The sequence below is a fragment of the Nocardia wallacei genome (genome assembly GCF_014466955.1).
In the GTDB taxonomy this organism is placed as follows: domain Bacteria; phylum Actinomycetota; class Actinomycetes; order Mycobacteriales; family Mycobacteriaceae; genus Nocardia; species Nocardia wallacei.
The window spans coordinates 6,386,745-6,402,834 of the sequence record NZ_AP023396.1; the positions used below are offsets into that span (position 1 = coordinate 6,386,745).

Here is a 16,090-nt window from a genome sequence, read left to right on the forward strand (position 1 = left end):
CGCCGAGGTGACGCCCCGCCCGGCTCGCTCGGGTGATCAGCTGGCCGGTGCGGGCGTATTGATCGTCTGGAAGAACTGCACCGCGGCGGCGATACCCACGGGAACACCGACCAGGAGCGAGCCCCCGGCCGCGCCCAGCGCGACACCGACGCTGGCGCCCGCGATGCACCCGCCGGGCGCACCGGCGAAGAAGATCGGAGCCGTGAGCGCGCCGACGGTCAGCGCGCCCAGCACGCAACCGCCGATCAGGCCGACGAGGCCACCGATCAGCGTGCCGACGCCGGTGGCCAGACCGAACTGGGTACTCGCCGTCGACAGCGCCGAGTTGAAATCGGCTTGGGCGTCGACGAATTGCAGCGGCATGTCCACCGGGTGCGCGGTGGCCGGGTCGGTGCTGGGCGTGAGGGTCGCGGTGTTGCCGTCGATGGCGGCCGACACCGGGAACTCGAGCCCGTTCATCCGATAGGCCAGCGGTAGACCGCCCAGCACGGTGCCCGCCGAATCCAGCACCACGAACTGGTTGTCCCGCGCCGCCAGGTAACCCGCGTCGGTGGTGAGGACGATCGATTTCCCGACAACGTCTGCGTCCCAGTGGATTACGTCGGCGGCCGCTCCCTCAGCGGCGGCCGGAGCGGCGTGTACCGCACCCGTCGCAGTGGTCAATGCCGCGACGGCGAGTACGGACGTGGCTGCGAACTTCCGAAACTTCATGTGATTCAGTGCTTTCTCCAGTGTTTGCGCCGCCGGTCCGGCGCGCACGGCCCCGAAGGGCCTTCTGGGAGAGTCGGGCCGCGCTGTTACCCGGGTAGTACCGTCGTGTGAACAACGAGAAAATTGGGAATTCTCAGCAACCTTCGCAACCGAATCACCGGAACTTTGCTAACGTTCGCCGCCCCGCCGCCGAAACCCGCTGCGCCCGTGGCAGAACCGTCGCATCACAGCACCGCGACACCGCGCGACCTCCACCGACGTCGACCGTGCCCGCAGTCGAGGCGAGGCACAGTATCGCCCTTTCATGGCCGTGGCAACGTTCGCCCGCGCGATATCGACACTCGAATTCCTCCTGAGAACAATGTTGCTCAACCGAAGTCGCGGGCGAGGACGGCACGGGCGTATGCCTCGGCCAGCGCGATGCCCGCGGCCCGGCGCAGCCGGGCGAGTTCGCGGCGGCGTTCGGCGGTACACACCGTGGCCTCGAGTTCCCCGTCCAGGAAGTGCAGGACGTGTTGCAGGCCGCGGACACTCTCCACGCTCGCCGCGCCGTCCAGGGCTTTCACCTCGTCGACCACGCGCAGCAGTCGGCGTTCCAGACCGAACCGACGTTCCAGACCGAGCATCTCGCCTCCCGCGCCGCCGACCGTAAGCCCCACCTATTGTACCGTTAAATAACGGCACATCAAGTAGTGGTGTGCTGGTCGCGATCGCGAATCCATTGCGCGACGGCCGCGCAGGCGGAGATCAACGACACGGCACCGGCCGCCCAGGCCCACGGCGTCAGCCCGGCGTTGGCGTACGCGCTCACCCGGCTGCCCGGCAGCACGTACGCGCCGTTGCCGAAATACGCGCGCATCAGCAGTCCGACCTGCCCGCCCAGATCGCGGCTCACGCCGACCATGGCCTTCGCCTCGGGCCCCTTGGTATTGAGGTAGACCAGCGTCATCAGCACCCACCCGGCCGAGGCCAGCGTGGACACCATCGCCAGCCGCGACAGCGCCCGGCTGCGGGCGCGCAGGCCGAACGCCACGAAACACACGGTCAGGACGGCGGTGTCCGCGGTCAGGATGCCCCACACACCGGTGACGCGCACGGCGGCGGGAGGAGATTGCGACCAGGCGTTCAGCGCGCTGGTGGTGATCTGCATGCGGCCGAAGGCGTTGATGCCGATCGAGCCGTCGAAACCCGTGGCGGTGAGCCATGGTTCGAACAGCAGCAACAGGGTGATCAGGCTGCCGGCCGCCGCGCTCAGATACCCCCAACGGCCGCGCAGCGCGTCGAGGAAGGCGGACAGGTCGATCTGAAAACGGTCGGGATCGACTGCGGCAGCGGCCGATTCACGTCGGAGCTCGTTCACCCGCCAGGGGGTCGGCTGCACCATCATGCTCGTTTCGTCGTGTGGTTGCGGCTGGGAAAGGCGAACTCAGAACCGCGGAATCGCCTTGGAGGGGGTCAATTTGACGTTTCCGGTCCAGTACTCGGAATTGGCCATGACCTGCAGGATCTGCGATGCCTGGGACAGGTTCTCGGCCTGTGCGGCGCTCAGGTACTGCTGCGCGAGGTGCGGCATGATGAACCGGTTCATCAGCTGACCGCGCTCCTGCGACCAGCCCTCGAACTCGACCGGCAGCGGATAGTCCGGATTCGACTGCACCACAGCGCCACTGGCGTCCCGGGTGATCCGGCTGCCGCCCGCGAGCGCCTGGATGCCGCGGATCTTGTCGCGGGTCGGATTGGCGAAATAGTCGCGCAGGTAGGCCATTTCCTCGCGGGTGAGTTCGCTCTCGTGCACGTGGTCGATGTAGCGGCGGTTCGCGAGCCGGTGCGCGGTCTGCTGGAACAGGGCCACGTTGGCCGGCGAGGTGCCCAGCTTGAGGACGGCCAGCGACGCGGCGGCCTCGCCGATGTACTTGTCGCCGTCCCACACGCTCGGCGCGAAGTTCTGCCGGTAGTTGTAGGCGCGGATGGCGTCGGTGATCATCGCCTGATCGATGAAACCGGCGTCGGTCAGCGCGGCTCCCACGTCGGTGAGCGACCCGCCCCGATTGAGCACGCGATCGACCGCGGCGGCGGCGCTGCGCGGGGTGTGGCGGCCGCCGTGCTCGCGCACCGCCGACCGGGCGGCCTCCATGATCTGGCCGCGGGTCCGGTAGTAGTTGAGCATCCAGCCCTTTTCGTGCACCAGGGCGTTGGTCCGCCACATCCCGACCTCGGCGCGGTTGCGCACGCGGGAGTTCGGGTCGAGCGGGTTTCTGCGATAGCCGAACAGTGCCGCCGCGATCGGGTTGTTGTTGACGGTGTTGACCGCGGTCAGTCCGGCGAGCAGGCCCGGTGACAGCGAATGCGCGGCGCCGCCCGCGCCCATGCCCAGCGCGGTGCCGCCCTCGGCGGACTTGCCGCCGTGACCCTGCATGGCGAGCGCGAACCGGTTGGTCATCCACTCGTTGCCGCGGTCGAGCCCGGCACTGAGCCGCTTCAGCTGCAGGATGGCGATGATCTCGACGATCGCGCCCAGCACCAGCACCACCGTGACCTGCCCGCCCGCCTGCTCGAAGAGCTTGCCGAGGAACAGCGCGTAGATGGCGAGGAAGATGGTGTACGCGGTCATCCGGGCGCCCGAGACGAGACCGTCGACCAGGTTGCGGGCCAGGAAGGTCTGGGTCGGGCCGTAGACGAAACCCCCTGCGGCGAAACCGAACAGCGCCATGAAGCCGTGGTAGATGGCGTCCAGGGCGGCCCAGATTATCTTGATCGCGAGGTAGGCCCCGAAGCACAGCAGGATCGCGGCGCAGATGAGCAGCACCACCCCGGAACCGATCTGGCCCATGCTCGGGTTGTCGGCCTTGGCGTAGGCGGTCGCGTCGCCGCAGGACCGCAGGCCGTTCAGCACGCGGTCGGTCTCGCCGGAGCGCATACCGGCCGACCACTGTGCCGCGCACTGCGGCGACTGATCGATCACGTGGCCGAAGTTCCACACCTGCACCGGGCGGCGGGCGAAGTTGTCGGCCAGATCGCTCTGCATGTCGATCATCAGGTGGTCGGTGTCGGGGTGCGAGTCACCGCCCAGCCCGGCGGCGACCGCCACCCCGACGTCGCGTCCCTGCGCCAGCAGCCCGTGCGAGGACAGCACGTCCGCCAGCGGCTGGGCGAGGAACAGCGGTCCGATCACGGCGACGCCGAGCATGGTGACGATCTGCACCGTGGCCTTGGCGTAGTGGCCGCGCAGCACGAACCAGGCCACACAGAACGCGCCGATGCCCGCCGCGGTCACCAGCACCATCGGGGTAGCGAGCTGCCCGGTCACGCTGTCGGCGACACCGGTCAGCGCCCGCTCGAACGGGTCCAGCCAGCGGAAGCTGATCGCGAAACCGATCAACCAGACCGCGCTGGTGACGATGACCATGTAGCCGACGAACTCCAGCCCGAGCACGGCGGAGATCACCGTCTCCAGCGGGCTGAACAAACTGCCGTGACTGGTGGCGAAGACGTAGTCGGTCAACCGGATTCCCGCCGAGTCCCGGATGTCCATCCAATTCAGGGCGTCGATCCCGGCACCGCCGGCGGCCGCGTTGCTCTGGGCCCGCGCGACCGCCCCGACTCCGCCCGGGAAGACGAACAACACACCCATGATCGCCGTGAACCACACCAGCCGCCGTCGCCGCGCGGTGGCGCCGATCCAGTCGCGGACACGCCGGAACAGGGTGCGCGGCAACCACTTCCGGGGATCCCAGAACGCCATCTCGCGGTCGGACCACGTGTGCCGACAGCGGGAAACCCGCGCGGGGGCGTCGGCGATCGGGGCGAGTCGGGGCGTCTTCAGCACTGTGGTCATCGGATCCTGGTCGATGGGAACGAGAGGGCGTCGCCGGACCCCCGGCCGAGCCCGGCGACCAAAGCTATGCCGCCGCACGCATCGTGGACAGGAATGCGACCAGCGTGATCGCAAATATGGAAGTCACCGCGCGGGCGCGGAAACCCCGGGCTCAGAACTCATTTCGCGCAGGTGCCGGCGCCGCGGCGGCATCGGCGGCCCGTTCGTTGTCGGCGGTGAGCCGGTGCACGGCCCGTTCGAGTGTGGGCATGATCTCGGTGATGTCCAGTGCGCCTGCGGAATAGCGGCTGATGAGTCCGTAGCTGAGGTGCACCAGAATGCGGTCGAGGTCGTCGAGATAGGTCGGGTCCGCTCCGGCGACGACGGCGAGCGCGGTCTCGCGCACGGCGGCGCGGCCCTGGACGTCGAGCCGATGCCCACCCGGGCCGCAGAGCGCGCGATGATACGCCTTCAGCATCTGCGGACTGCGTTCCCAGGGCTCGAATACGGTACGCAGCAGCCGCATCAGCCCTTCCCGCAACGTCTCGCCGGGCACCGGGGCCAGCGCGGCGTAACTGCGCTGCGCCATCCAGTGCTCGAGCGCGGCCACGATCAGTTCGTCGCGGGTGCCGAACAGCTTGTACACCGTGGTCAGCGAGACCCGCGCGCCGCGCGCCACCTCCTGCACGTAGACGCTGTCGTACCCGCCGCGCTCCAGTGACCGCACCACCAGAGCGAGGATCCGCGATGCAGTATCCGATTCTCGCTCTTCACCCACCAACCCAGCGTAGTATGAGAACTGGATAATCCAATTACTCTCTACGGGACTCTCAAATTTGAGAGTCTGGTTATCGAACGTGAGATGAGCCGGTGAAGGGTCGCAGATCCCGCAGTACAGCGGAGGCCGGGTTTCCCGATGTCGCCGCTCTGCTGCGCCTACTGCGCGCCGCCTCCCGCGAAGGAGCCGGCGCCGCATCGGCGCTGGGTCTCGTGCTGGCCAGCGGCGGCAACCCGGGGGCGATCGCGCACACCGCGGGCGTGCCGGTCGCCGCTCGGTACGCGGTGCTGGCGCTCGAGACGGACCAGGGGGCCGACCGGCTGCGATCGGCGCTGACCCCGGTGTACGGCGAACGTGTGCTGCCGCTGCTGGGCGCGGGCGGCGGCACACTGCTGCTCGCCGAGGCGGAGGCCGCCGACCGGGCGGTACGGGACCTGTTCGCGTTCGCGCGACGGGTCGCGCACGGCCCGGTGGCCGCGACCGTCGTCTCCGCCACCGTGCCCGCGCTCCCGGAGGCCACCGACCTCGCCCACGATCTGCTCGATATCGTCCGCCGGCTCGGGTACGCCCCACGCCTGTACGAGTTCGACGATCTCGCACTCGAATACCAGATCACCCGTCCCGGCCCCGCCAACGAATACCTGCGGTCGCTGCTGAATCCCCTACTGCCGCACGACGATCTGCTCGAACTGCTGCGCCGCCGGGTCTGCGACAACTTCACCCGGCGGGCGACGGCCCGCGCGATGCACGTCCACGCCAACACCGTCGACTACCGGCTCCGGCGCATCAAGGAACTCACCGGGATCGACCCGACCGAACCGGTCGGGCTGTGGTATCTGCAGTCGGCGTTGATCGCCCACACCTACACCACCGACGCGGGCCCGGTAGCCGACGGGACCGGCCGGCCGATCCGGCGCCAACCCCAACACACCTGACTTCGGTTGGCGCCCCGCATCATCGCGGGCACCGGCCAGGTCCACGACGGCGCCAACCGGGCCTTGCCGCAGCGAATTGCGCAGAACCAACACTTGATCGGCACTGCGAACCCGGCGGGTGTCCCGGTCAGGCCGCGCGTGCCGGTTCGGTGAGCGCTTGTTCGCGCAGGGTGGTGAGGATGCGCTTGAGAGTGCGGTGGATCTGCATCTGGGAGACGCCGTACTGGCGTCCGATTTCGGTCTGGCTGCGGCCGGCGTAGAAGCGTTGGATGAGGATGTCGCGGTCGCGGGCGGGGAGGGCGGCGATGAGCGGACGGACGGTGATCGCGTCCTCGAGCAGGGCGTAGCAGGGCTCGGTGGTGCCGAGGTGGTCGGTGAGGGTGGTGTTGCCGTCGCCGGTGTCGGTCGGGGTGTCGAGCGATTCGGTGCGGTAGCTGTCGGCGGCGACGAGGGCCTGGGTGATGTCCTCGCGGTCGGCGCCGAGGGCGTCGGCGAGGTCGCGGGCGGTCGGCATGCGGCCGAGTTGCTGGGCGAGGTCGGGGGTCACGGCGGTGATGCGCTGGCGGAGGTCCTTGAGAGCGCGCGGCACGCGCAGTGCCCAGCCGTGATCGCGGAAATGGCGACGGACCTCGCCCATGATGGTCGGGACGGCGAACCCGAGGAAACTCGCGCCGTGCCCGGGATCGAAGCGGTTGACGGCGGCGAGCAGGCCGACGCGAGCAACCTGCAGCAGGTCCTCGTAGTCGAGGCCGCGGCCGGTGAAGCGGCGGGCGATGTGGTCGGCCAGCGGCAGCGCGCGGGCGATGATGTCCTCGCGCAGGCGGTGGTGCCGCGCATCGGTGGGATCGAGGGTGGCGAGTTCGGCGAACAAGGGCTCGAGGCCGTCGTAGCTGTCGGTGCCACGGCGGGAACGCCGGGCGGTCGAGGACGGGGACGTGCGCGAATCGGTGGGCATAGCCGAACTTCTCTCCCAATCTCTGCGGACGGATATCGGACGCACTATCTCGGCTACCCGGTCCTGACGATCCGAAAATAATTGACTTCCGATGCTCCTCAGGCCACCACCGGCGTGCCCACGGGATCGAGCACGATCTTGACCGCACCGTCGGACTTCTGCTGGAACATGCGGTAGGCGTCGGGCGCGGCGGACAGCGGAAGCCGGTGCGTGGCAAAGCTTTCCACGCCCAGTGGATCGCCGTCGGCCAGCAGCGGCAGAATGTCCGGCGCCCAGCGGGTGACGTTCGCCTGCCCCATCCGCAGCTGGATCTGCTTGTCGAACAGCACGCGCATCGGCAGCGGGTCCACCATGCCGCCGTACACGCCGACCAGCGAGATGGTCCCGCCGCGGCGCACGATGTCGATCGCGCTGCGCAGGGCCGCGAGCCGATCGATACCGGCGGTGTCCATCATCTTCTGCGCCACCGCGTCGGGCACGAACGCCGCCGCGCGCTGGGCCAGCGAGGCCGCGGGCGACCCGTGCGCCTCCATGCCGACGGCGTCGATCACCGCGTCGGTGCCGCGCCCGTCGGTCCGATCGCGGATCACGTCGCCGAGCGAGTCGGGCACTCGCTCCATATCGATCACCTCGATCCCGCGCCCGGCCACCCGCGCCAGCCGCTCGGGCACCCGGTCCACCCCGATCACCCGCACGCCCCGATGCGCGGCGACGCGGCAGGCCATGTCGCCGATCGGACCCAGGCCCAGCACGGTGAGCGAGTCACCTGCCGCGACCCCCGCGTACTCGACCGCCTGCCACGCCGTCGGCAGCACGTCGGACAGATACAGGAACCTGGTGTCGTCGGGGCCGTGCGGCACCTTGATGTGCGTGGCATCGGCGTGCGGCACCCGCAGATACTGGGCCTGCCCGCCGGGTACCTGCCCGTACAGCTTCGAGTAGCCGAACAGCGCGGCGCCGGAACCCTGTTCGCGCACCTGGGTGGTCTCGCACTGGGTGGGCAGTCCGGTCGCACACATCGCGCAGTCGCCACAGCTGATCTGGAACGGAACTACCACGCGGTCACCCACGGCGAGGGTGGTGACCTGCGGTCCCGTCTCGACCACCACTCCGATCGGTTCGTGGCCGAGCACGTCACCCGGACTCATGTACGCGCCCAGCACCTCGTACAGGTGCAGGTCGGACCCGCAGATCGCGGTCGAGGTGACCTCGACGATCGCGTCCGTGGGCTGCTCGATGCGGGGATCGGGCACGTTCTCGACGGCGACATTGCGACGCCCCTGCCAGGTCACGGCTCTCATCTGCGCTCCTCACCGAGATCGTTTCGTCTCCTTCCCGCGCTACCCGCCTCCCGGCCACGCAAACAGCGCCCGCACGCGGCCGATTCCGGAAGGCGGCCCGCATATCCCGGCGATACGCGGGTAGTGCCGCAGACGTGGTGGCAACCGCACCACCTCGGCGGGCGAGACCGCTCTGCCGAGCCACACGGCCGCCGAGGCGCCCGACTACGAAGGAGAGCAATCATGGGTACCGTGACAGCCGCCGTGGACGTCGAAGTCCCGATCCGGACCGCCTACGACCAGTGGACCCAGTTCGAGACCTTCCCCGAGTTCATGGAGGGCGTCGAACGGATCGAGCAGCGCGACGACACACATACGCACTGGAAGGTGCAGGTCGGCCCGGTCACCCGGGAATTCGACGCCACCATCAGCGAACAGCACCCCGACGAGCGGATCGCGTGGCATTCCGACTCGGGGCCGACGCACGCCGGGGTGGTCACCTTCCACCGCATCGACCCGAACACCACCCGCGTCACCGCGCAGATGGACATCGACCCCGACGGGTTCGTCGAGAACGTCGGCGACAAGCTCGGCGTGATCGATCGCCGGGTGCACGGGGACCTGAAGCGCTTCAAGAACTTCATCGAGCAGCGCGGGGCGGAGACGGGGCAGTGGCGGGGGGACGTGCCTCGGTCGGAGCCTTGATCGGAAGGCGTTGATCGGAAGTAGCCGGATCCCCCACGGAAGAGCACCGTGGGGGATCCTCGTCGGCTACTCGTCCTCGTCGAACTCGAAACGCAGGGCTTCGACGCAGCGGTCGTATTTGCGGGTCATCTCCGCCTCGCTGTCCGCGCCGATGAAGATGTCGGCGAGTTCGAAACTGTAGCTGTCCTGGGCGGGCTCGTCGGACAGCCGGGTGCCCTCGGTGGCGACGATTTCGATTGTCACCCCGGGTATTTCGTTCTGGATCGACTCGATCTCGGCTGCCGTCGGCACCCGGGTGACGACCGCGTCGGAGAACCGGCGGTAGTACCACTTGGCGGCGATCTCGTACGGTCCCTCGTTGCGCGGGAGGCTGGGGTCCTGGTCCAGGCCCAGCCGCACCATGCAGTGGTGATTGGGAACGCCGTCCACGGCCATGAACATGTCCGCGTGCGACTGGGAGTGCCGCGCGTTGATCTCCAGCACCGAGACCCGCCCGGTATCCAGATCGCAGAAGAACTCGATGCTGAACGTCGAATTCGTCAGGCCCATCTGCGTGATGACCCGTTCGGAGATGTCGGTCATCCGGGCCACGATCTCCCGCGGCAACTGGGACGGGTACTGGTGGCGCAGGAAACTGGACGTATCGGGGTAATTGATCGAGTCCAGCGCACCGTTGACGGTGACCTTGCCCTGGTACACATACCCTTCGGTGGCCGCCTGCACTCCGGTGAGCGCCTCCTCGGCCAGGCACGCCTGCCCGCCGATCTCCGCGATTTCCGGCGGCAACTCGACCTGCTCGAGCACGAACTCGAAGGGTTTGCCCACCCGGCTCACCCCCTCACGAATCTGCTCGACGGCGTCCTCGAATTCCTTGTCGTCGCTCACGTGGAAGGCCAGCTCCGAGGAGAACGATTTCACCGGCTTGAGCCACACCGGATATTTCATGCCATCGGGCAACCGGGCCTCGCCGCCGAGATCCACGATCCCGAATTTCGGTAGGTCCTCGACGACCTTGCTCTGCTCGAGCCGGCTCCAGTACTTGTGCTCGCATTTGACCACCGCCTCGAGGTTCGCGCTGGGGAGCCCGAACCGCTTGCACAGCATCGGCACGAGCGCGGTGGTCGGGAAGTCCCAGTATCCGACGATCGCGCCGATCTCACCGTCGAACTCCGACAGCGTCCGCTCCGCCTTGTGCAGCAGATCCTCGATCGGGATCTCGCCCTCCTGAGTCTCTTCCACCCCGAGCAGGGCGTGATAGCGGAATTTCTGCGCATCCGGAATTCGCTCCAGGGTGCGCAGATTTCCCTCGTCCAGAGCGAGCACGAAAATGTCGACTTGACTCACAGATACCTCACCTTGTCGTCCGCGCGGCTGGTCTTTGCACCAACCGCTCCAGCTGGCTCATGGCGTGCCGGGATTCCGGGAGATCCGCGAGCAGCCAGGCGTGGAACATTCCGTCGTACTCGAAGTAGCCGAGTTCGACGCCTTCCGCCGCACAGCGCGCACGGAACCGGCGCGCGTCGGCGAGTAGCACATCCCTGGTGCCGATGAACAGGCTCAGGGCCCCGGGCGCCGCGGCGGGCGCGTACAGTGGACTGATCGTGGGATCACAGCGGTCGTGCTCGCCCGCGTACAACCGCCCGGCCTCGATCAGGCCCGCGACCGCGAGATACGGATCCTCCGGGTCGATGGCCCGCGCGGCCGGATCGGTCATGGTGACGTCGAGCCACGGCGAGACCATGACGACCTCCTTCGGCGCGGCCTCGCCCGCCGCGCCGATCTCGCGGGCCAGCACCAGCGCCAGCGCGCCCCCGGCCGAATCGCCCATGAATACCTTGTCCTCCGGGGCGGTGTCGGCGAAGGCCGCGTCGTGCGCCGCGACGACCATGGGAATCGTGTCGTCGCAGTGGTGCCCCGGCGCCAGCGGGTAGAGCGGCACGGTGACCGTGCACCCCGTCCGATCGACCAAGCGGGACAAGAACTTCCAGTGATCGCGCTGGATCTGGTGCACGTACGCGCCACCGTGCAGGTAATACACGTGCCGGGTGGTGCCGCCGGTTCGCGGGCGGATGGTGTAGACCGGCCGCCCGTATATCTCGCGGTGCGTGACCCGGTGGTTCCGATACAGCGACGAGGGCGGCCGGTCTCGCTCGGGCCGCTGGCTCTTCGGAATGCTCCGGTCGAGCGCCTCGGCGCTGGCGAAGGTCTTCTTGGCGCCGGTCAGCCGCAACGCCGCGATGAAAGCCCGGGCCCGCAGGCTCGGTTTCCGGGATTCCCGCAGGGCACCGCGCTGATCGTCAAACATGGTCACGGGGGATCGTCCTGTTCCAATTTCGCGAATACACTCGCCGCTCCCCTTCGAAGCCGTCGAGCCGGGCGTGCACGACGAAATCGGTCGGGGTGCAGGTGACGTGGGTCCGGGTGTCGGTCCGGACCCGCCAGTCGCCGCGCGAGAAGGTCATCGACCACGCCGTCTCGGCGGTGGCGGAGCAGAAGTCGTCGGCCTGCCAGCCGTAGTGCTCGCGCACCCGGCGGTCGACCTCGAGATCGTGCTCGTCGAATCGCAGCAGTCCGGCGTCCTTGACGATGTTCAGCGCCGAGTTGTATTCGATCAGATCGCGCGAGACCGTCCATTTCTGTTCGCCCGGCGTGATCGGGGTGGTCGGCATCGGTTCCGCGCCCTCCGGCTCACCGAACGGCTGCGGCGGTATCTCGTCGGATTCCGCCGTCGGCCGGATCGGCAGCCGCAGACTGCTGCCCTTCGTGTGGACGGTCAGCTGCGCGGGTTCCGGTGGTGGCCAGGCCAGCGGCCAGTACGACGTCGACAGCGACAGCCGGATGCGGTGCCCGGCCGGAAACGCCTGTGCGACGGCATTGAGCTGCACGGTCACCCGATACCGCTCCCCCGGGCGCAGCGGACGAGGTTCGTCGTGCCCGTCGCGGTGGGTCAGGTTGAGCAGGCCGTAGGTCACCCGGGTGGCACGGCCGTCGGGCGCGACGTCGGACAACCGGGCCGCCACCATCGCGACCGGCTTGTCGGCGGACACCTCGAGCGTCAGTTGCGGCGCGCCCAGGATCTCGCACCGTTCGGGTAGTTCGTCGGTGTCGAAAACGAGCGAGCCGCCGTCCTCCTCGCGCTGGTCGTAGGGCAGGTCCGGCGGCGCGCTGTAGGAGGCCCACTTACCCGCGAACTGTCCCACCGACAGCGGCGATTCGACCAGCAGATCCGCGGGCGCCACCGCCTCGCCGGGCCGGGCGATTCGATAGCGGGCCAGCGGATGCTCGAGTTCGCGGACGTGCGGCGAGGGCCAGGTCGGTTCGCCGACCCATCGGCCCGGCCGATCCTCGTACGCGGTGGACGGCGGCACGCTCTCCTGCATCCAGGTGTAGAGCATCGGCCCGTCCATCACGCCGTTGTCGATGTCCTTGAGCCAGTAGTCCCACCAGCGCAGCACTTCCTGGAGGTAGCCGATCGCGGGCCCCGGCTCGCCCAGGTGCGGGTATTTGTGACTCCAGGGCCCGATCATCCCCCGGCGCGGCACATCCAGATTCGCGAGCAGCCGGGCGACAGCGTTCGAATAGCCGTCGGCCCACCCGCTGGAAGCCAGTACCGGAATCTGCACATCGGCATAGTTCTCGCAGACCGACGCCCGCCGCCAATAGTCGTCACGCCGCTGATGCTCGAGCCAATTCGCCGCCCACAGACTGCAATTCTCCAGGCGTTCCAGCCACATATCGCGCCACCGTTCACCGACGAGTGCCGGATCGGGCGGCAGGGTGCTGTAGGCGAACATGGTGGCGGATTCCGCGATATTATCCGACAGCAGCGCACCACCCATATAGTGCATATCGTCGGAATATCTGTCGTCGGTAAACGAAGAGATGACGATCGCACACAACCCCGGCGGTTTTCTCGCGGCGATCTGAAGAGAATTGAAGCCGCCCCAGGAGATTCCCATCATGCCGATTTTTCCATTACACCAGGGCTGTTCGGCCATCCATTCGAGGACGTCCTCGGCATCGAGATGTTCCTGCTCGAGATATTCGTCGACGAGGACACCCTCGGATTCCCCGGTACCGCGCAGATCGACCCGGACACAGGCGTAACCGTGCCCCGCCAGATAGGGATGGTGGATCGAATCCCGCACCGCGGTGAGATCCCGCTTGCGATAGGGAATGTATTCCAGGACCCCCGGCACGGGCTCGTCGTCCGCGGCGGTCGGCCGCCAGATCTTCGCCGCCAGCCGTGTCCCGTCCGACATCGGGATCCACACGTGCTCCGCCACGGTGATCTGCTGGGGAAACGAGGTCACCGTCCGCATGCCAGGTCCTTTCTCTCGCCATCTGCGACCGCATTGGCAGCGGCTACCCGCTCGCACCCCGACTACACGGTGCGGCAGCGGACCGACGGACCCGCGACCGGGGCGACCAGCCGGTCATCGCCGAAAACGCTTGCCCCGGACCAGAGACTGAAATAGTATCCAGACACATGTCCGACAGTGTGTCCACGACAGTCGGCCCGGCCGCCGGGCGGCCCGGCTCACCAGGCGTCGCGCGCCGCGTCGAGAAAGTTCTCCCACTTCGTGACCAGCCGCAGATAGCTCTCCAATTCGGCCCGCAACGTGGTGAACAGTTCGGCGGCCATCCGGCGGCCGTAGTCGTCGGCCACATCCGCGGCCCGTTGTCCCGCCGCGGTGACGAAAAGTTTCTTACGCTTGGCGTCGGCGGCATCCGGCAATTCGGAAACAAGACCTTTTTGCTTCAGTTTGGCAATGTTCTGCGACATCGCCGAACGCGTTACGCCGAGCCGCTGCGCGATCTCGCTGCCGGTAATGCCGGAACGATGCGAGATCAGGAAGCACATCTCGGCCTCCAGCATGGTCAGCGGCGGCCCCGCGCCATAACGGCGCGGCGTCCGCCGACCCTGGTTGATTTTGTTGACCACTCGCAGGAGGCCGACGGCGATCTCCCGCGCGATGTCGGCATCGCTTTCGGCCACGGTGCCCCTCTCCTGGTATTTCCGTCGAAGTCGTTGACAGCTCGGAACGCCGAGTGTACCTTGCCTGTTAAGTTGCTTAACAAGCGACCACCATCCGATTCTCGGTCCCGAACGCAGCTGTAATAGCGCACCCAGCCTCGGCAGACGAAGAACAAGCGGTGCCGAACTCTGAACAATCGGCCCGCGCAATGCGGCACGTTCGTCGAACAAGGAGGTTCGGTGTCGACGACAGACCTGGCCATTCGGGCGGCGCTGCGCCGCAATTTCTCCGAGACGGTGCTGTCCAGCCTCGCCACGCTCGGGCGGGCGATCCGGATGGGCGCGCAGGCGCTGCGCATCGCCGCACTCGACGCGGTCCGGCTGCGGTTCCAGGTCCACGAGACACTCGCCCAGGCATGGTTCCTGATCAAGGTCACCGCGATCCCCAGCATTCTGATGGCCATCCCGTTCGGCGTCATCGTCTCGGCCCAGGTCGGCAATATCGTGTCCCAGCTGGGCGCGGATTCGATGATCGGCGCGGCCGGCGGCCTCGGGGTGATCAAGCAGGGTGCGCCGATGGCGGCCGCGATGCTGCTGGGCGGCGCGGGCTCGGCGGCCATCGCGGCCGATCTCGGCGCCCGCACCATCCGGGAGGAGGTCGACGCCATGCGCGTGATGGGTGTCGACCCGGTGCAACGCCTGGTGGTGCCGCGCATCGCCGCCATGATGCTGGTGGCGCCGATGCTCACCAGCCTCATCATCGTCGTCGGCATCGCCTCGGGCTTCGCGGTCGCGGTCACCGCGCTGGATGTCACCCCGGGCAGCTACTGGGATTCGTTCGGCTCCTTCACCACTCCGGTCGATCTCTGGGTGGCGGTGCTCAAGTCGTTCGTGTTCGGTTTCCTGGTCGTCGTCATCGCCTGCCAGCGCGGCCTCGAGGCCAAGGGCGGCCCGCGCGGCGTGGCCGACGGGGTCAACGCCGCCGTCGTCATGTCGATCGCCGCGGTCACCGTCCTCAACACCGCGATCACTCAGGTGGTCACCATGTTCATCCCGGTGAGGATGGCGTGATGACCGCGACGCCGTACCTGCCGGCCGGACTGCGGTGGGCCAACCGGATGCGCGGCCGGCTGCATCCGCTGAGCCCGATCGAGTCGATCGGCTTCGCGATCGGGTTCGGCTGGCAGGTGTTCACCTCGCTGCCCTACACCCTGCGCCGCTACCGCCGCCAGACGATCATGGTGATCACCGACATGACCTGGGGCCGCGGCTCGGTCATCATCGGCGGCGGGGTGGTGCCGCTGATGCTGCTGCTGGGCGCGGCGATGGGCGCGTCCATCGGCATCGAGGCCTACAGCGCGCTCAATCTGCTCTCCCTCGGCCAGCTCAGCGGCCTCATCTCGGCCTTCGGCGTCACCCGGGAGCTGGCACCGATCGCGGCGGGGGTGGGGTTCGCCGCGCAGGCCGGGTGCCGGATGACGGCCGAGATCGGCTCCATGCGCATCTCCGAGGAGATCGACGCGCTCGAATCGCTCGGCATCCGGTCGGTGCCGTTCGTCGTGACGACCCGGGTGCTCGCCGGAATCGTCGCTGTCGCACCGGCTTTCGTGGTGGCGCTGATTCTCAGCTACCTGTCCTGCGAGGTGATCGTGACAACCGTCCACGGCACCCCGACCGGTACCTACGACCACTACTTCGACCAGTTCGTGCTGGGCTGGGACGTCATCGCGGCGACGATCAAGGTGGTCGTCTTCGCGATCGCGGTCGTGCTGGTCCATTGCTACCAAGGCTATTTCGCCACGGGCGGACCCGAGGGCGTCGGCATCGGCTCCGGTCGCGCCATCCGCGCCAGCCTGGTGTCGATCATCGCGCTCGACATGTTCGCCACCATCGTCCTGTGGGGCTTCCAGTCCCCCATCACATTCACCGGGTGA

15 protein-coding genes are annotated in these 16,090 nt (G+C 68.0%); 4 read left to right on the forward strand and 11 right to left on the reverse strand.

Annotated elements, in window-relative coordinates; all coding sequences use genetic code 11:
* Window positions 1-36: 36 nt before the first annotated feature.
* The 5 genes from NWFMUON74_RS28350 to NWFMUON74_RS28370 form a co-directional block, all read right to left on the reverse strand.
* The gene (locus NWFMUON74_RS28350) at window positions 37-711 is read right to left on the reverse strand and encodes a DUF8020 domain-containing protein (RefSeq protein ID WP_187684801.1); all 675 of its coding nucleotides are present in this window, start codon (window positions 709-711) and stop codon (window positions 37-39) included.
* A gap of 368 nt (window positions 712-1,079) precedes the next feature.
* Window positions 1,080-1,370 carry a hypothetical protein gene (locus NWFMUON74_RS28355; protein WP_187684802.1) on the reverse strand — a complete coding sequence of 97 codons (291 nt, stop codon included), beginning with the start codon at window positions 1,368-1,370 and terminating at the stop codon, window positions 1,080-1,082.
* 26 nt (window positions 1,371-1,396) lie between these two features.
* Window positions 1,397-2,098: a hypothetical protein gene (locus NWFMUON74_RS28360; RefSeq protein WP_187684803.1), complete on the reverse strand. Its 702-nt coding sequence runs from the start codon at window positions 2,096-2,098 to the stop codon at window positions 1,397-1,399.
* Between the two features lie 39 nt (window positions 2,099-2,137).
* Window positions 2,138-4,546, reverse strand: a complete 2,409-nt coding sequence (locus tag NWFMUON74_RS28365) for a hypothetical protein (RefSeq protein WP_187684804.1) — start codon at window positions 4,544-4,546, stop codon at window positions 2,138-2,140.
* A gap of 151 nt (window positions 4,547-4,697) precedes the next feature.
* Window positions 4,698-5,303: a TetR/AcrR family transcriptional regulator gene (locus NWFMUON74_RS28370; protein WP_232110649.1), complete on the reverse strand. Its 606-nt coding sequence runs from the start codon at window positions 5,301-5,303 to the stop codon at window positions 4,698-4,700.
* A gap of 92 nt (window positions 5,304-5,395) precedes the next feature.
* Between NWFMUON74_RS28370 and NWFMUON74_RS28375 the strand changes: the two genes are divergently transcribed.
* The gene (locus tag NWFMUON74_RS28375) at window positions 5,396-6,238 is read left to right on the forward strand and encodes a PucR family transcriptional regulator (protein ID WP_187684806.1); all 843 of its coding nucleotides are present in this window, start codon (window positions 5,396-5,398) and stop codon (window positions 6,236-6,238) included.
* 127 nt (window positions 6,239-6,365) lie between these two features.
* Here NWFMUON74_RS28375 and NWFMUON74_RS28380 read toward each other — a convergent pair whose 3' ends face one another.
* Both NWFMUON74_RS28380 and NWFMUON74_RS28385 read right to left on the reverse strand, forming a co-directional pair.
* Window positions 6,366-7,193 (reverse strand): SigB/SigF/SigG family RNA polymerase sigma factor, encoded by an 828-nt coding sequence (locus NWFMUON74_RS28380; protein WP_187684807.1) that lies wholly within the window; start codon window positions 7,191-7,193, stop codon window positions 6,366-6,368.
* A gap of 98 nt (window positions 7,194-7,291) precedes the next feature.
* Window positions 7,292-8,494, reverse strand: coding sequence for an alcohol dehydrogenase catalytic domain-containing protein (locus NWFMUON74_RS28385; RefSeq protein WP_187684808.1), 1,203 nt, complete (start codon window positions 8,492-8,494; stop codon window positions 7,292-7,294).
* Between the two features lie 222 nt (window positions 8,495-8,716).
* On the opposite strand from NWFMUON74_RS28385, the gene NWFMUON74_RS28390 reads away from it, so the two are divergent.
* Window positions 8,717-9,178 (forward strand): SRPBCC family protein, encoded by a 462-nt coding sequence (locus NWFMUON74_RS28390; protein WP_187684809.1) that lies wholly within the window; start codon window positions 8,717-8,719, stop codon window positions 9,176-9,178.
* Between the two features lie 66 nt (window positions 9,179-9,244).
* On the opposite strand, the gene NWFMUON74_RS28395 is transcribed toward NWFMUON74_RS28390, so the two are convergent.
* The 4 genes from NWFMUON74_RS28395 to NWFMUON74_RS28410 all read right to left on the reverse strand — a co-directional run bounded on the left by NWFMUON74_RS28395 (window position 9,245) and on the right by NWFMUON74_RS28410 (window position 14,177).
* Window positions 9,245-10,522, reverse strand: coding sequence for an ATP-grasp domain-containing protein (locus tag NWFMUON74_RS28395; protein WP_187684810.1), 1,278 nt, complete (start codon window positions 10,520-10,522; stop codon window positions 9,245-9,247).
* 7 nt (window positions 10,523-10,529) lie between these two features.
* Window positions 10,530-11,483 (reverse strand): alpha/beta hydrolase fold domain-containing protein, encoded by a 954-nt coding sequence (locus NWFMUON74_RS28400; protein ID WP_187689477.1) that lies wholly within the window; start codon window positions 11,481-11,483, stop codon window positions 10,530-10,532.
* Window positions 11,476-13,500 carry a CocE/NonD family hydrolase gene (locus NWFMUON74_RS28405; protein WP_187684811.1) on the reverse strand — a complete coding sequence of 675 codons (2,025 nt, stop codon included), beginning with the start codon at window positions 13,498-13,500 and terminating at the stop codon, window positions 11,476-11,478. Before NWFMUON74_RS28405 ends, NWFMUON74_RS28400 begins: the two co-directional genes overlap by 8 nt.
* A 218-nt stretch (window positions 13,501-13,718) precedes the next feature.
* Window positions 13,719-14,177, reverse strand: a complete 459-nt coding sequence (locus tag NWFMUON74_RS28410; protein WP_187684812.1) for a MarR family winged helix-turn-helix transcriptional regulator — start codon at window positions 14,175-14,177, stop codon at window positions 13,719-13,721.
* Window positions 14,178-14,492: 315 nt separating this feature from the next.
* Here NWFMUON74_RS28410 and NWFMUON74_RS28415 point away from each other — a divergent pair, with 315 nt between their 5' ends.
* Together NWFMUON74_RS28415 and NWFMUON74_RS28420 are read left to right on the forward strand one after the other, a co-directional pair.
* Window positions 14,493-15,227, forward strand: a complete 735-nt coding sequence (locus NWFMUON74_RS28415) for an ABC transporter permease (RefSeq protein WP_425300398.1) — start codon at window positions 14,493-14,495, stop codon at window positions 15,225-15,227.
* Complete coding sequence (locus NWFMUON74_RS28420) at window positions 15,227-16,090, forward strand: ABC transporter permease (protein ID WP_187684813.1); 864 nt, start codon at window positions 15,227-15,229, stop codon at window positions 16,088-16,090. The genes NWFMUON74_RS28415 and NWFMUON74_RS28420 overlap by 1 nt, the downstream gene beginning before the upstream one ends.

What these genes read in the sequence shown, in the direction of transcription:
- NWFMUON74_RS28390 (WP_187684809.1), top strand. Translation starts at nt 8,717, where the DNA reads ATGGGTACCGTGACAGCCGCCGTGGACGTCGAAGTCCCGATCCGGACC.
- NWFMUON74_RS28365 (WP_187684804.1), bottom strand. Translation starts at nt 4,546, where the DNA reads ATGACCACAGTGCTGAAGACGCCCCGACTCGCCCCGATCGCCGACGCC.
- NWFMUON74_RS28360 (WP_187684803.1), bottom strand. Translation starts at nt 2,098, where the DNA reads ATGATGGTGCAGCCGACCCCCTGGCGGGTGAACGAGCTCCGACGTGAA.
- NWFMUON74_RS28420 (WP_187684813.1), top strand. Translation starts at nt 15,227, where the DNA reads ATGACCGCGACGCCGTACCTGCCGGCCGGACTGCGGTGGGCCAACCGG.
- NWFMUON74_RS28400 (WP_187689477.1), bottom strand. Translation starts at nt 11,483, where the DNA reads ATGTTTGACGATCAGCGCGGTGCCCTGCGGGAATCCCGGAAACCGAGC.
- NWFMUON74_RS28385 (WP_187684808.1), bottom strand. Translation starts at nt 8,494, where the DNA reads ATGAGAGCCGTGACCTGGCAGGGGCGTCGCAATGTCGCCGTCGAGAAC.
- NWFMUON74_RS28380 (WP_187684807.1), bottom strand. Translation starts at nt 7,193, where the DNA reads ATGCCCACCGATTCGCGCACGTCCCCGTCCTCGACCGCCCGGCGTTCC.
- NWFMUON74_RS28350 (WP_187684801.1), bottom strand. Translation starts at nt 711, where the DNA reads ATGAAGTTTCGGAAGTTCGCAGCCACGTCCGTACTCGCCGTCGCGGCA.
- NWFMUON74_RS28405 (WP_187684811.1), bottom strand. Translation starts at nt 13,500, where the DNA reads ATGCGGACGGTGACCTCGTTTCCCCAGCAGATCACCGTGGCGGAGCAC.
- NWFMUON74_RS28415 (WP_425300398.1), top strand. Translation starts at nt 14,493, where the DNA reads ATGGGCGCGCAGGCGCTGCGCATCGCCGCACTCGACGCGGTCCGGCTG.